Genomic DNA, 15,587 nt, shown 5'->3' with positions numbered 1-15,587 from the left:
AGACGTTCTATGTCATCACGTATTCATAGCTTATGTGGTAACAGCGTGCGTGCTAAAAATGCTGGCATGACTTTACTTGAAGTGATTGTTGCTTTAGCTGTATTTTCTGTTGCAGCGGTATCTGTCACCAAAAGTTTAAGCGAGCAAATGGCAAATATGCCCATTTTAGAAGAACGAACATTAGCCCAATGGGTAGCCAGTAACCAAATGGTCGATGTGCGACTACCTGGTACATTTCCCGATATAGGCCAAAAAACAGGCCAATCAGAGCTGGCGGGGCGCGAATGGTATTGGCGCCAAGAGGTGATTAAAACCACCGATGATAAATTTAGAATGATCCGTATTAGCGTCAGTGACGATGATAAATTTAAGCGTATTGTGGCTCAGGTAAGCAGTTATGTGCACAACAAAACCTAAAACGACAGGTTTTACCTTACTTGAAATGCTTATCGCGATTGCGATTTTTGCCATGCTTGGTATAGCTGCTAATTCTGTATTATCGACAGTGATGAAAAATGATGAAGTCACCAAAGCATTTGCTGATCGACTTAAGTCACTACAACAAGGCTTTGGCGCAATAGAACGCGATTTGGGCCAAATGGTAGCGCGTAGTCCTCGCTCATTTGAAGGTGAGCGCGGCAGCCGTTTTTTTCAGGCCGGAGATAATATTCTCGACTCAGAAACTGAGGCTCTAGTGTTTTACCGTTTAGGCTGGTTAAACCCAGATGGCATGTTACCCAGAGGCAGTTTACAGTCGGTCGCCTATGTGGTTCAAAATGGCCGACTCGAACGTTGGTATTTTCCTTACCCGGAGCCTGTTTCCGGTGCAGAGCCATTAAAAAGTGTTGTTATTGAACATGTATTATCAATTGAGTATTCATTTTATATGGATGACAAGTGGCAGAAACAAGTTGATGGAACCGTAATGCCAAAAGGGATTGCGATGGAAATAGAGTTAGAAGGTTTGGGTAAAATTCAGCGTCGTTTTTTATTGCCTAAAGGTGCTCTAGCCAAAGCAGTCGATGATGGAAAAGACTCATAATGGGTGGCCAAAAACAACGCGGTGTAGCACTAATCGTAGTGATGTTAATTGTTGCTATGGTAGTGATTATCGCGACCAATATTAGCAGTCGTAACCAGCTTTCAATGCGACGAACGCTTAACTTGGCTCAGTATGAACAGGCCTATTGGTACGCTCTTTCTGCAGAAGAGCTCGCAATGAAAGTACTTAAGCAAGACTTTGAAGACTCTGAAGGAACGATACATTTACAACAATATTGGGCGTTAGCCAATGTCGCTTTTCCGGCCGAATATGGTGAAATTGTCGGTGAAATCCAAGATATGCGGGCTTGTTTTAATGTCAATGCAGTCGGACAAGCCTCAAAAGAAACCGATAACGGCCAGCCTAAAATGACAGTTTCAGCCCAGCAGTTTCAATCGTTGCTGATCAGCATAGGGGTAGATGATTTTGGCGCGGAGCAGCTTACCTATTTGCTTAAAGATTACATTGACGAAGATACTTTGTCTGGCCCATTTGGTGCTGAAGATGCTGAATATGAGTCGCGTAACGTACCGTATCGTGCTGCTAATACATTGATGCAGCATCGCAGTGAATTACGGGCTGTGCTAGGGTTTAACCAAGATGTATATATGAACATTTTACCTTATGTATGTGCAATACCCGGCGAAGACAGCCAGTTATTAAATGTCAATACCATTAAGGTGGAGCAAGCTGCTTTACTTGCCGGAATGCTAGAAAATAAAATATCAGTCAGCGAAGCCGAAAATATTATTAACAATCGCCCCGCCGATGGATATGAAAAAATTGAAGAGTTTTGGGAAGGTTCGTCACTTAGTGGCATAAAACTGGAGGCCGATGTAAAGTCTAGTTTTGTGGTCGATAGCCAGTATTTTTTATTGAAAGCTGGGGCTAAGGTTGATAACGCAATATTTCGAATGGAAAGCGTCCTTAAGCGCAATGGTAAAAATATAGATGTGCTCACCCGTCAATACGGTGGCCAACAATAATAACAAATTCATTGCGTAACAATGCGTATTGAAATTGGTGGAGAATAACAGTGTCTGAACGGCTATTTATCCGGTTAGGAAAAACATCAGAACACCCATGTTCATGGCTGGTATGGTCTGAGCAAGAGCAAGAAATTATCGCGTCGGGTGAGTTATCTGATGCTGCGAGCCTTAGCACATTAGCTGAACGTGCGGGTAATCGCCCCGTTGATGTACTTGTGCCCGCGGCCAATATGACATTGACACAAATAATGTTACCCGAAAAAGGTCAACGCCAAGCATTAAAAGCATTGCCATACATGTTAGAGGAGTCATTAGCTACAGATGTAGACAAAATGCATTTTGTTGTTGGCCCTCGTGAAGGCGAACAACTCAATGTGGCTGCTGTGGCACATGAACAAATGCAAACATGGCTTGAATGGCTTCATCATGCTGGTTTAAAAGTGAAGCGTATTGTACCTGATTGTTTAGCATTGCCGTTAGAGCAATGTCGTTGGGCGGCAATGAGTGTCGGCGGTGAATATTTAATCAGAACCTCAGAAGGCGGTGGCGTTAGTTTACCTAAAGCATGGTCTGCATTTGCACTGCCGCAGTTACTCACAGCGGCACAACCCAATGACGACGAATCTATTAGCGTAGCAAGTTACAGTGATGATATTGCATTTGAAGGCGTAGATATTAACAACAAGCCACTAGACTTGCCGATGATGGTATTAGCAAAAGGCATTTTGCACGCCCCCATCAATTTGCTAAGTGGAGCTTATAAGCCACAATATGAATACAGTAAGCAATTACTCACCTGGAAAAATACTGCCATTGTAGTGGTAATTGCGATTGTGTTAGCTCTGGTAAATAAAGGTTTAGCCATTCATCAACTCAATAACCATACCGCTGAGCTGCAAGCGCAAAGTGAAATGATTTTTAAACAAGCCGTTCCGGGTGTAAACCGCATTGTAAATATGCGCTCACAAATGGACAGTGTTTTGCGCAGCATGCAGGGCCAAGGTGGTGGCGCGATATTTTTTGAAATACTCGATGGTTTAAAACCTGCATTTACTAAGGTGCCAGAACTTAAACCAAACACCTTACGTTATGAAGCAAATCGTAATGAGTTACGTATGCAAGTCACAGCAAAAACCTATGGTCAAATCGAAAAGTTTAAAGAGCTTGTCAATAAAGACTACCTCATCGAGGGTGGTGCAATGAACAGTGGCGAAGAAAGTGTTACTAGTACGCTGACGTTAAGGATCAAATAACATGGGAAACATGCGTAGTTGGTGGCAGAGTTTGGCCACAAGAGAGCAGCAACTTGTTGGTTTTTGTGCCGCGGTATTAGTTATTGGCATTGTTTATTGGGGGATTTGGACACCGATAGCAAATGCACAAGACACCGCTGAACGTAACAATGCTGCCGCCCAAAAAATGTTAAATTATGTTAAACAAACTGCCAACAAAATAGCTGGCCTGAAACAAGCGGGCGCGCAAGCTAAAGTCCGTGGTAGCTTAAGTGCAGTGGTTAACCAAACGGCAGGACAATATAAATTAGAGATCACCCGTATGCAGCCGCAAGGCGATAAAATCCAGCTATGGATGGATGACGTACCATTTGATTCACTGTTGGGTTATTTACACGACTTAGTTGTACAAAAAGGCTTAACGCTAGATAGCGTAGACCTAACCGAATCAGACGTTGCTGGCTTTGTAAAAGTAAGACGTATTCAGCTTTCTCAATAAGGATTTTTTGTGAGTTTATTTTCAAAAATTGTCATTGGCGTCATAGTTTACATAATGTTCTTACTAATCTATTTACCTGCAAATTGGTTAGTCAGTATTGCCCCTTTACCTAACAATGTGGCTATCAGTGGTGCTGAAGGTACCCTTTGGCAAGGCAAAGCGGCGTTAATTACGGTTAATCAACGTCAAGTAGAACAGGTTAGTTGGCAATTAAGTCCGTGGGGACTATTGACTGGTAAAGCTAATATCGATATCAACGTCGGTAATCGTGCTACCCCCGTAAATGGAAAAGGCAGTATTAGTTGGTCATTGTCTGGGGTGAGTGCAAAAAATATCCGTATTGATCTGCCCGATAGCTTTTTATTAGAAGGTGCTCGCTTACCTTTTAATACCCACATTGATGGCGATGTAAGTCTAATGCTTGAAGTGTTAAAGCAAGGTCAACCATGGTGTGAGCAATTAAATGGCAAATTGTTTTTAAATAATACTAACGTTAAAAATCAATATGGTGTTTACCCGTTAGGTAATATCGCTTTAGGGCTCAGTTGTCTTGATGGGCAACTGCAAATCGCCACCGATGAAACCCAAAATGCATTAGGCTTAACGGGAACCGCTATTTTAGGGGAGTCAAACTTGGTTAAGGTTAGCGCTAAAATTAAGCCGACTGATGATCAACCTAAAGATTTACGTGAGTCATTATCATTTTTAGGCCGACAAGACAGCCAAGGATATTACCCTATCAATTATCAAGGTGTCGTTCCTGGGCTGTAAAGCTAACGATTTGTAACTAATTAACGCCTTGATACCACTATCAAGGCGTTGTTATATCAGGTTGCTGTATGGTTTGCAGTGCCAATGATAGCGGTTTGTAATCCGTAATGGCCAAAAAGTGGGTGAATTCAACATGTGGCTTTTGGCTATCGGGATTTTTAATCCCGAGCTGATAACCTACGCCAGCTTTTTTTGAAGCAGCCAAAATCACTTCACTGTCGTCTATAAATAAGCATCGAGTAGGATCTAAACTAAATTTATCAAATGCATACTGCCAAAATTGCGGATGTTCTTTGGGGTAACCGCTCTCATGACTCGATAATATATCGTCTAATCCATGGGCTAAATTGGTGTGAGTTAATTTAAGCGCTAAACTTTGGGGGTGGGCATTGGTAAATAAAATACGTTGTTTACTTGCCCCAGCCAATGCCTGTAAAAAAGGCATGCTGTCTTGGCGAAGTTTAATTCTGTCTGCCGATGCATGGTGTAGCGCCAAAATATCGAGTTGTAAATAGCGTTGCCAGTAATCAAGACAATACCAATCTAAGGTGCCGACCACATCGTAATAAGCTTGTCTGACAAGTGTATTGGCTTCATCCAAGCTTATCTGGCGTTGCATACTTAATTGTTGTGGCACAAGATGTAACCAAAAGTGGTTATCAAAGTGCAAATCTAATAACGTACCATCCATATCAAGCAACACTGTGTCTATGGCATTCCAATCAAACATCAATTAATCCTTTACAGAAAAAAAACATAGCAATCACTTGTGGTTATCTCTATTTATACTAGCCTTGAAGTTAGTTTTTAACATTTATGGCACCATTTTGATATGCATATATGTTCATTTGCTCTGTTAGCGAAAATCAATAATATTGAACAATTACGGCAAGAGGTTGATACCTTACCTGAAAATGCATGGTTACCCCATGTGAATAAACTAGATTATCAAGGCCATTGGGATGTAATGCCATTACGTTGCGCGGTAGCGCATCAAACTGCCCATCCTATTTTACAAGCTTTTGCCATTCAAATGGATACTCAATGGCGTGATTTACCCATACTCGATACTTGTCCTGGAATCGTCAATCTGCTCGATTCACTTGCCTGTACAGTGAAATCAGTGCGTTTAATGCGGCTACAGCCTCACTCGAAAATAAAACCCCACAGGGATATTGGTCTGAGCATAGAACAAGATGAAGCCCGGCTACATTTGTCTTTACAAACTAATGATAAATTGCATTTTATGGTGAATGATCAATTAGTACCTATGGTTGCTGGTGAACTTTGGTATATGAATGCAGACCAAATACACAGCGTTGAGAACCATGGAACAGAGGCAAGAATTAATCTGGTGATTGATTGCGCCGCCAATACTTGGTTAAAGGAACTAATCAATGCAGCAAAAATTACCCCCTAAACACGCGGCACATTTTAGCCAAGAGCGTCTTATTATATTTACCAACGCCTTGCTATTGGCTAAAACCGCTGGCGAGGCTAAACAGCTTATTGACCCCATGCTGACTCAATTGTGTCAATTTACGGATGTTGAATTACATCCAGAGTCATTTTTAGATTCAGAAGCGAGTTATACGACCTATGGTAAAGCCGTATCGCTTATTACCGCTGCTCAGTGCGCCGAAGACCCTGAGAGAGGGCGTGTGTTTATTCAGGGTATTTATAAAGCCATTCAAGACAAGTTAGTTGCAAACTCACTGCGTCCTGTACACATTTTATATGCAGGTACAGGCCCTTTTGCTTGGTTATTATTGCCTCTTTTGCCACTCTTTTCTGCTAAGCAGATCCAAGTGACTTTGCTTGATATTCACCCAACGTCGTTAGATAAAGTTGCACATCTGCTTGCTCACTTTGGCTTAACAGACCGCATAGCAGAATGGATATGTGCCGATGCGACGTGTTGGCAACCCGTAAAAATACAAAAGTTTGACTTAATCGTTTCTGAAACCATGAAGCATTTGTTGCAGCAGGAACCGCAGGTACAGATTTTTAGTCATCTACAAGCATTTCTTGCCGAGAATGGAACATTGATCCCGCATAATATTGAGCTTGATGCTTGGCTTGAGTGTCGGTCTGTAGGTAACCTCACAGAGGCACATTATTTAGGGCCTTTATTTGCACTTAACCTGCAAACTGCGCGCATGTTGGCTAGCGGTGATCGTAGCTTGTTGGCGGGTGACTTACGGCTTCCTGACTTCCCCCCGAAACAGGTTAGCCTAAAATTAACGACGGCCATTCAAGTTTATGGTGAGCATAAGTTGAGCGAAAATCAGTCTCAACTTACTTTGCCTAGGTATCAGCGTCAGCTCTGGCTTAAACCACAATCTCGTTTGAGTTTTCAATACAAACAGGATGAAAATCCTGATTTTGTTTTTGACTTTGCAGAGCAAAAAAATGAGCTAGTGTCGAGTAAAGATATGAGTTGTTTAGGGGTTTATCATTTGCAGCGCCTATGGCAAAAAGCACAGTTAGATAAACGCGGTCAGTCCCTACCTGAATGGAAGCATGAATGGCACTTAGACCATGCGGTGTTAAATCTTTGTGGTATCGGTTTAGAACCAGGAATGAAAGCCTTATATCAATATGATAACGTTCAGGAGTTTGTCACTTTTATTCAACATTCAACCAAGCTAACTTCGGAAGATATAACAAGCATTAATCAAGATATAGCAGATATTTTGCATAGGGGATTGCAACTGTCTTTATCGAATCGTCATGCTAATCCAACTAAGGTGTTAAACCAATCACAACTCGACTTTTGGCATCGAGAAGGCTATTTAATTATTCCTCAAGTATTATCGACGCAACAATGCACGGCAACTCAAGCATTAATTTGGCAACAATTGAACGCGACAGAGGATGATCCTCAAACGTGGTATCAGCCTCAAGCATTAATGCAAAAAATCATGTTGCAATTGTTTCGTCATCCACTACTCGATACCAATCGACAAACACCGTTTATCCGCCAAGTATTTGAACAGCTATGGCAGCAAACTGATCTTGTTATGAGTACCGATAGAGTGAGTTTTAATCCGCCAGAAACGGCCATGTGGCGTTTTCCTGGGCCAAATATGCATTGGGATTTACCACTGACATCACCCGTTAACTTTGGCACACAAGGGTTAATTTATTTAACCGATACCAGCATTGATCAAGGGGCATTTTGTTGTGTGCCTGGTTTTCATTTGCAAATAGACGATTGGCTTACAAGCCAAGATAAAACCGACGATGAGCTACAACAGCAAGTTTGGTCACAATGGCCTGTTAAGGCTATTGCTGCAAAAGCGGGGGATTTAATTATTTGGCACCACGCGTTACCACATGGTGCTAGCCCTAATAGAGCGGCGTTACCACGTATGGTGCAGTATGTTAATTTCTATCCAGCAGAAATCGCTCAGACGTCTGCATCATGAAACAATTACAAACGCTAAGCCCGTTGCAGCGTGTTGAGTCAACACACGATTCAACAGGTAATCTATCTTCACCGCTCAATCGACAGCCTCAAGCGATGTACTGGCAACTACTGCACAACAATAAACAGTTAATCAATTTGTATCAGGCTAATAGCATTGCGCAATTTGTTGCATTAATGGCGCAGTATCTTCAGTGGCCCAATCTGAATGTTGAACAAATGCTGGCTTTTATTGCTGGACAACAAAGCGATTTTACGCCAGATCTAGCGCGTTTTAGTCAATGTTGGATGCCCAATCGTTACGATAAAACCAGTAAAACCGTGAGTTGGTTACCTGCCTTTTGTTCGTTGACAAAACCTTTTTTAGAAGACAGCTTAAGTGATGCTAATCGTAGTCTATTGGCCACTTTCATTAAACCTGTAACCTTATTTAAGCCTCTGCTTGCTCAGCGTGAGAGTGTGCCTGAAGTTTCTCCTGATTTAATGATTTTTCATTGGTCACGTTGTGGTTCCACTTTAGTCTCTGGCAGTTTTGCTCAGTTAGATAACTGTTTGGTGCTCTCTGAACCTGTTTTTTGTAGTGAGGTGATTCATGACACCGATTGGCCTGAAGTACTCAAGCCACAATTAGTGGATTTGTGTTTAAGGTTACAAGGGCAATTTAGGCAACAGAACCGAGATTGTCAGCGCAATAGTGCAGTCAACAGTAGCTCAATTGTTCATTCCTCATCGGCTAGCGCTGATGTGATAAACAAACTCGTCGTGAAATGGAACGCATGGGATTTAGCATTTTGGCCGATGCTGCTTGCACTTTACCCCAAGAGTCGCGTGCTATGTTTAATGCGAGAACCGCAAGCTATTTTGGCATCTCATTCACGCCTTTTAGGTCGGCATATGGTCCAAGCTGCACACTTAATTTCCCCTAAATGGCACGACGATGTTTTGTTGATGGCATTAACTAAGCCAACTCAAGAGCAGTATAGCCTTGGTGTTTTGATGCATTTAGCGCAATTGACCCAAGATTTATTACAAACTGGCCGTGTGATCTTACTGGATTACCAGTATCTACAAAAACAAAAGCCTGTCAGCTTGGCGACTCTTCTAGCCTGGCCGCTACAAGAATATGAGCTAGAACGTTGGCGAGTGCATTGGCAATTTGACGCAAAACATCAAGGGCAGGCATTCAAACCTGCCGATATAAACCAACCTGTGACAATTCATCCATCGTCGAAAGCCATGTGGCATGCATTATTAAATCACCATAAGCAATTACTCACTTTGTCTTCTGTTGGAGATCGTTAATGTTAAGTCAGCTAAACCCACTATTGAACCTCAGTGTACGCCCCGCTAGTGACGATGACGTATTTATCATGGCAGAGCTGTTTTATGCTACCCGCAGCGATTTCTATCAGCTTGGTTTACCCCAAGCTGCAGTGGATTTGATATTGCAACAGCAATATCAACTGCAACAAATGTCCTATAAAAGCCAGTTTCCTAGTTCAAGGGATTATATCCTATGCTGCCAAGCTCAAGTGATTGGTAAGCTGACCTTAGCGATTAATCCAGAATGTTTGCACCTTGTTGATTTGGTGCTCGCTCCAGCGGCGCGCAGTAAAGGCTTTGGTTCAGCTGTGTTAGATGCTCTTAAACATGATGCCAAGGTGCAGAAAGTGCCTATTCGTTTGGCTGTCGCGCGGGATAATCCAAGAGCGAAAGCGCTTTATCTTCAACAAGGTTTTACGCTGCAAGGCGTGACAGAGACTCATGAAAGTATGCAATGGCAAGCATATAAATGAATAATATTACGAGTCAGATTAGCAGAAAGAAGACTAACAGAAGGTTTGTTGATGAGGCTCTACTTTATTGTTAATGAAATCTAATGTATATTTTTTGTTATATGTTGGTTGAAATATTGTTTTTTACTAAGCTTATATCGTTTGTACCATTGTCATTGTTTGCACAGGTGGTAGGCAGTACACAGCAAGAAACTTGATATCGTCAATCTAGGTAACTCGTTTTGCGCTTTACATATCAGAAATCCTGACGTTTAAAACAAGCAAGGTTAATTAGCTTAATTGTCAATAATCTAAGGAGAGAAATAATGTCAGAGCCATTTATTGGAGAAATTCGCATGGCGGGCTTTTCGTATGCCCCTCGTGGATGGGCTTTTTGTAAAGGCCAACTCTTACCTATTGCACAAAATACTGCATTGTTTTCGCTGTTGGGTACGACCTACGGTGGTAATGGTACGACTACCTTTGGACTGCCAGATTTATGCGGTCGTAGCCCTGTTGGTGCGGGGCATGGTCCTGGCTTATCACCTATTGCACAAGGGGAAGTGTTAGGCCGCGAATATGAAACCATTCATAGCACTCAAATGCCTGTACACACCCATAGTGTGACCACGACTGCCGCGGCTACAAGCACTGGTGAATTACAAGTAGCAGCCACTGGTTCTAATGCATCGGCGACCCCTTCCGCAACCAATAATGTTTTAGGTGCTTCTGTTGCCGGCGGCCCACCTTCTGCCGCTATTTGGTCAGATCAATTAACCGATCCAGTGACACTTGCTAACCCAGAAACTATCAATACAACGGTAGATGTCAATGTTACTGTGCAGCCAACTGGTGGCAGTCAGCCATTACCAATACGAGATCCTTCTTTAGGCATTAATTTTATAATTGCAACGGAAGGTATTTACCCAGCTCGTAATTAATTGAAGATTGGTTCGATAATAGATAGGGCATTATGGCGATGCCTCTAAGACATTTGGGAATAGAAATCATACAGTGCTTTAACATAAATTCTGTTTGTTATTTCCATCTCACTGGCTCTTCATCATTCGGTAATGGATTAAAATTAAAATGAAAAATATACTCCTCAAAAAATGTCTGCTGCTTTGGTTGGTTTTGGGTTTATGTTGTATGCCGGCTCTGGCGGCGGAGACAACACTCACTTTTACCAGTGACGGTGCATGGACTGATGGTATAGCCGAAGATGGGGAGGGAGGTTCAACGGATATTCCCTCGATTACAATACAGGTGCTAAATATTACCGATGAGGCAGGTGGTAATTATGGGGGTATTTCATGGATGTCCGCTATTGATTTAGGCAATAATGGTAATTTTTCCGGTTTGACTGGGAATGGTTTTATAGAAACCAAAGGGATGGCCATTAAGTCCAGTGATGGGAGTGAGTTCCAGATAAATGGATTTGGTTATTACAACTGGGCTGAGACAACCAGTACAACCGTAACGGTGAAAGGTTATCGTGACAGTGGTGAAGTCGCAACTATGGATTTTGAGGCTTATGATTCAGGATACAATCCGCAAAATGTTACTTTAGATAGTACTTTTGATAATGTCGATGAAGTCAGGCTATACATTTCTGCAGGAGGGTATCGAGGTAATCAAACAGCGACAGGCCACTCAATTAATAACATCATCATTCCTGATATTACCTCACCAGAAATTACCTCAATAACATCAAGTACTGCCAATGGGACTTATAAGGTAGGTGATGTTATTAGTGTACAAGTTAATTTCAGTGAAGCGGTTACTGTAATTGGTACCCCACAATTAACGCTAGAAACAGGCACCACAGATAGGGGCGTTGATTATTCCAGTGGTAGTGGAACGAGTGTGCTGACGTTTAGTTATACGGTGCAAGCGGGGGATAATAGTGCTGACCTTGACTACGTTGCTACTAATTCGTTGGCGTTAAACGGTGGCACTATTAGTGATGCGTCGAGTAATAATGCCACCCTTACTCTACCTTCGCCAGGAGGGGCAAATTCTCTTGGCGCAAATAAAAGTTTAGTGATCGATGGTGTCGTTCCTACAGTGTCGAGTGTTACGGCGAGTACAGCCAATGGGACCTATAAAATTGGTGATGCTATTAGCGTACAAGTCAATTTCAGTGAAGCGGTTACTGTAACTGGCACCCCACAATTAACGTTAGAAACAGGCTCCACAGATAGGATCGTTGACTACGTCAGTGGCAGCGGTAGCAGCGTTTTGACGTTTAGTTATACTATTCAAACTGGTGATAATTCAAGTGATTTAGATTATGTAGCAACCAGCTCGCTAGCCCTAAATAGTGGGACTATTTTGAATTCTGCGGGTAATAGTGCTGCGTTAACCTTAGCATCACCAGGAGGAGCTGGCTCTTTAGGTAGCAATAAAGACCTGGAGGTGGATGGTATCACTCCTTCTGTTACCAGCACAGCTCCTAGCGGGGGGGCATCATCAACAGATGCTAGTGTAGATTTTACGGTGAATTTTAGTGAGTCTGTCAGTAATCTTTCAAGTGATGATTTTGCGCTTAGCGTAACGGGTAGTGCCGTAGGTACCATTGCCAGTGTATCTGCCAGTAGTGGTAGTAGTGTCACGGTTAGTGTGGTGAGTATTAGTGGCAATGGCTCGATTAAGGTCAATCTAAATGGCGCTACCGATATCACAGATACTGCGGGTAATATTGGGCCTGCTTCTTATACCAGCGGTACAAGTCATACAGTGTATATTCCAACCGTGCCCGATGCTCCAACAATAGGCTCAGCCACACCATCAAACGCCACAGCGAGCGTTAGTTTCAGTGCTCCAGCTAATAATGGCGGCGCGGCGATAACAGCTTATACCGTAACGTCTAGCCCAGGAGGGGTGACGGCAACGGGAGCTGGCTCGCCTATTGCTATAACAGGTCTAACCAACGGAACGGCTTACACTTTTAGTGTAACAGCAACAAATAGCGTCGGCACAAGTGCAGCATCAAGTGCTTCCAATAGTGTGACACCCCAAGCATCACAAGCCATAACATTTGCTAACCCTGGGGCGCAAAACTTTGGCACTACCCCTATATTATCAGCAAGCTCAACTTCTGGGCTTACACCTACTTTTACCTCATCCACTACTGGCGTATGTACTATCACCAGTGGCGGCGCGTTAACGTTTGTGACAACCGGTACGTGTACCATTGATGCAGATCAGTCAGGTAATAGTAGTTATTTGGCTGCGGCAACCGTCAGTCGTTCGTTCAGTGTTAATGCGGTAGTACCAGGAGCACCTACAGCGGCGAGTGCAAGCGCGGGTGATACTCAGGCATCCGTTAGTTTTACTGCTCCAGCTTTCACTGGTGGCTCTGCAATTACAAGTTATACCGCGACTTCTAGCCCTGGTGGTCTCACGGGTACTGGTATGGGGTCGCCTATCACTGTGGCTGGATTAACCAATGGTGTGGATTATTCTTTTACCATTACGGCTACTAACTCTACGGGCACTAGTGTGGCTTCTAGCGCATCCAATAGCGTCACGCCCAAGGCGTCGCAAACCATCACGTTTAGCAATCCTGGTGCACAAAATTTTGGTTCCAGCCCAACATTAACGGCGACTGCCAGTTCAGGGTTAACACCGGTGTTTACGTCATCAACCACTGGTGTGTGTACAGTGAGCAGTGGCGGAGCCTTGGCTTTAGTTACCTCTGGTACTTGTATTATTAATGCAGATCAGGCGGGGAGTGCAGCTTATTCTCCAGCGACTCAAGTGAGTCAAAGCTTCTCTGTTAATGCCGTGGTTGCTGGCGCGCCGAGTATTGGAACCGCTACTGCAGGCGATACCCAAGTGAGTGTTAGCTTCAGCGCCCCAGCGAGTAATGGCGGCGCGGCGATAACGGCTTATACGGTAACATCAAGCCCGAGTGGAATAACGTCCTCAGGCGTTGGGTCACCATTGACTGTGATGGGACTCTCTAATGGCACAGCGTATACTTTTAGTGTCACTGCCACAAACTCAGCAGGTATCAGTGCAGCATCAAGTGGCTCCAACAGCGTGACGCCTAAATCGGCACAAACTATTACGTTTACTAATCCCGGCGCGCAAAGCCTTGGTTCTACGCCAGCGTTAACCGCAAGTGCAAGCTCAGGCTTAACCCCCGTGTTTACATCATCGACTGCGAGTGTCTGTACCGTTACCACTGGCGGTAGCCTTACCTTTATTACCGCTGGGAGCTGTACGATTAACGTTAACCAAGCCGGTAATGGAAGTTACTTAGCCGCACCTCAAGTGAGCCAGACTTTCACTGTGAATGCTGCGGTTATCAGTGGTGCCACTTATGACAATAGTCTTCATTTACTTAACGTTACAGGAACTGACTTTGTTGGTATTGCCGGTGCAGTAAATGATATAGATGTCAGTAAGTTAACTTTGACTGGTGAAGGTGGGGAAACTTATGCCCTAACAAGTAATGATGTCGAAATCGTAAATAGTAGTGCTTTTGCTGTTTCGTTAAATACTACTGATAGCGCTCAAATTGAAGCCATTTTTAACAAAGACGGTGTGAGTTCAACCGGTGGTACAACATACAATCTGGCCGTAGCTGGTGGGTGGAATGGTATTAATAGCACTAATTATCCCGACCAAATCAATGCTGTAGCCGTTAGTAATGTCTCAGTTCCCACTATCGACAGTGTTACCTATGACGCCAACACGGGCGTGTTTATTGCCACTGGGACTGGATTTGTGAAGTTGGCGGGTAGCAACAATGATATTGCCGCGAGTAAAATCAGCATATATGGCGAAAGCCTTGCCGTGATATCAATCCCGAATGTTGATATCACCTCAAACACAAGCTTTACATTTACATTAAGCAGTGCAGACAAGGATATTGTAAATACCCGATTGAATAAAAATGGAACCATTTCTACCAGCGGCTTACATTATAATTTTAGTGCGAGTGAGGATTGGGCTGCAGGAGCAGATCCTGTTGTGAATGTTGCAGACTCATTAACCAATATAACGGTGAGTAATGTGGCTACACCTACAATTACTAACGTTAGCTATAACCCTATGACAGGAGTGTTAGATGTTCAGGCGACGGGAGTAGCTCAATTCCAGGACGGTGGTTTAAACGATGTGATCGCCAATAAGTTTACCTTTAAAGGGCAAGGTGGCACTCGCTATACCCTTACCGACACACCGAATATTGATGTAACAGATTCCAATGCTTTTTCGCTACAATTGAGTGTGACTGATAAGGCTGTGGTTAACACTATTATCAATAAGTCTGGTTCTCGTGCTATTGATAATTCTCTTTATAATTTAGCAGCAGCAGAAGATTGGGCTGCTGGTGCAGATCCTTCAATCACTATTACATCCGCGTTTAATAACATCGATGTTCGGTCTGCACCATATCCGCCAACTATCGGTATTGCTACTGCTGGTGATACAGAAGTGCTCGTGAGTTTTACCCCTCCTAGTGATACGGGTGGCGAACAGATCACCGGTTATACAGTAACCTCAAGCCCAGGCAATATAACTGTTGCGGGTACAGCGTCTCCATTAACGGTAACCGGCCTAACCAATGGAACGGCTTATACCTTTAATGTCACTGCGACAAATTCTTTGGGGACGAGTGCTGTATCGGCCACATCTAATATTGCTACACCTAATAAGCTTCAAACGATTACTTTTGACCATCCTGGAGGTCATTCTTTTGGCACTATTGCAACCTTAACGGCAAGTGCTAGCTCAGGGTTAACACCAGTGTTTACCTCATCCACCACCGGCGTGTGTACCATCACAAGTGCAGGCGTGGTGAGTTTTAATGCGACGGGAAGTTGTACCATCAACGT

General features: G+C 43.4%; 13 protein-coding genes. 12 read left to right on the top strand and 1 reads right to left on the bottom strand.

What is annotated here, in order from left to right:
* Positions 1–9: 9 nt before the first annotated feature.
* Genes gspI through ACWXWT_RS09705 form a run of 6 tightly spaced genes read left to right on the top strand, consistent with a single transcriptional unit; the run spans position 10 to position 4,533 of the window.
* Positions 10–417 carry a type II secretion system minor pseudopilin GspI gene (gspI, locus tag ACWXWT_RS09730; RefSeq protein WP_456041403.1) on the top strand — a complete coding sequence of 136 codons (408 nt, stop codon included), beginning with the start codon at positions 10–12 and terminating at the stop codon, positions 415–417.
* Entirely contained in the window at positions 398–1,042 is a 645-nt protein-coding gene (gene gspJ, locus ACWXWT_RS09725) for a type II secretion system minor pseudopilin GspJ (RefSeq protein ID WP_456041387.1), read from the top strand. The genes gspI and gspJ overlap by 20 nt, the downstream gene beginning before the upstream one ends.
* Complete coding sequence (gene gspK, locus ACWXWT_RS09720; RefSeq protein ID WP_456041386.1) at positions 1,042–2,028, top strand: type II secretion system minor pseudopilin GspK; 987 nt, start codon at positions 1,042–1,044, stop codon at positions 2,026–2,028. Before gspJ ends, gspK begins: the two co-directional genes overlap by 1 nt.
* Positions 2,029–2,078: 50 nt before the next feature.
* On the top strand, positions 2,079–3,284 hold the full coding sequence (gene gspL, locus ACWXWT_RS09715; RefSeq protein WP_456041385.1) for a type II secretion system protein GspL: 1,206 nt from the start codon (positions 2,079–2,081) through the stop codon (positions 3,282–3,284).
* Between the two features lies 1 nt (position 3,285).
* Positions 3,286–3,762: a type II secretion system protein M gene (locus ACWXWT_RS09710; RefSeq protein WP_456041384.1), complete on the top strand. Its 477-nt coding sequence runs from the start codon at positions 3,286–3,288 to the stop codon at positions 3,760–3,762.
* A gap of 9 nt (positions 3,763–3,771) precedes the next feature.
* On the top strand, positions 3,772–4,533 hold the full coding sequence (locus ACWXWT_RS09705; protein WP_456041383.1) for a type II secretion system protein N: 762 nt from the start codon (positions 3,772–3,774) through the stop codon (positions 4,531–4,533).
* A gap of 40 nt (positions 4,534–4,573) precedes the next feature.
* Here the strand turns inward: ACWXWT_RS09705 and yrfG are convergent, their stop codons facing one another.
* A complete protein-coding gene (gene yrfG, locus ACWXWT_RS09700) occupies positions 4,574–5,263 on the bottom strand; it encodes a GMP/IMP nucleotidase (RefSeq protein ID WP_456041382.1) in 690 nt (229 codons plus the stop codon).
* Positions 5,264–5,365: 102 nt separating this feature from the next.
* Between yrfG and ACWXWT_RS09695 the strand changes: the two genes are divergently transcribed.
* From ACWXWT_RS09695 to ACWXWT_RS09670, 6 genes are all read left to right on the top strand, one after another.
* The gene (locus ACWXWT_RS09695; RefSeq protein ID WP_456041381.1) at positions 5,366–5,953 is read left to right on the top strand and encodes an aspartyl/asparaginyl beta-hydroxylase domain-containing protein; all 588 of its coding nucleotides are present in this window, start codon (positions 5,366–5,368) and stop codon (positions 5,951–5,953) included.
* Positions 5,931–7,964 carry a phytanoyl-CoA dioxygenase family protein gene (locus tag ACWXWT_RS09690; protein WP_456041380.1) on the top strand — a complete coding sequence of 678 codons (2,034 nt, stop codon included), beginning with the start codon at positions 5,931–5,933 and terminating at the stop codon, positions 7,962–7,964. Before ACWXWT_RS09695 ends, ACWXWT_RS09690 begins: the two co-directional genes overlap by 23 nt.
* Positions 7,961–9,265 carry a hypothetical protein gene (locus tag ACWXWT_RS09685; protein WP_456041379.1) on the top strand — a complete coding sequence of 435 codons (1,305 nt, stop codon included), beginning with the start codon at positions 7,961–7,963 and terminating at the stop codon, positions 9,263–9,265. Before ACWXWT_RS09690 ends, ACWXWT_RS09685 begins: the two co-directional genes overlap by 4 nt.
* Complete coding sequence (locus ACWXWT_RS09680) at positions 9,265–9,759, top strand: GNAT family N-acetyltransferase (protein ID WP_456041378.1); 495 nt, start codon at positions 9,265–9,267, stop codon at positions 9,757–9,759. The genes ACWXWT_RS09685 and ACWXWT_RS09680 overlap by 1 nt, the downstream gene beginning before the upstream one ends.
* 305 nt (positions 9,760–10,064) lie before the next feature.
* Entirely contained in the window at positions 10,065–10,679 is a 615-nt protein-coding gene (locus ACWXWT_RS09675; protein ID WP_456041377.1) for a phage tail protein, read from the top strand.
* A 208-nt stretch (positions 10,680–10,887) separates the two neighbouring features.
* Positions 10,888–15,587: beta strand repeat-containing protein (locus ACWXWT_RS09670; protein WP_456041376.1), on the top strand; the 4,700-nt coding region annotated here is incomplete at its 3' end.

The organism is Shewanella sp. A22 (genome assembly GCF_053850585.1).
The sequence above is the reverse complement of the archived record's forward strand: the minus strand, read 5'-3'. Positions and strand labels throughout refer to the sequence as shown.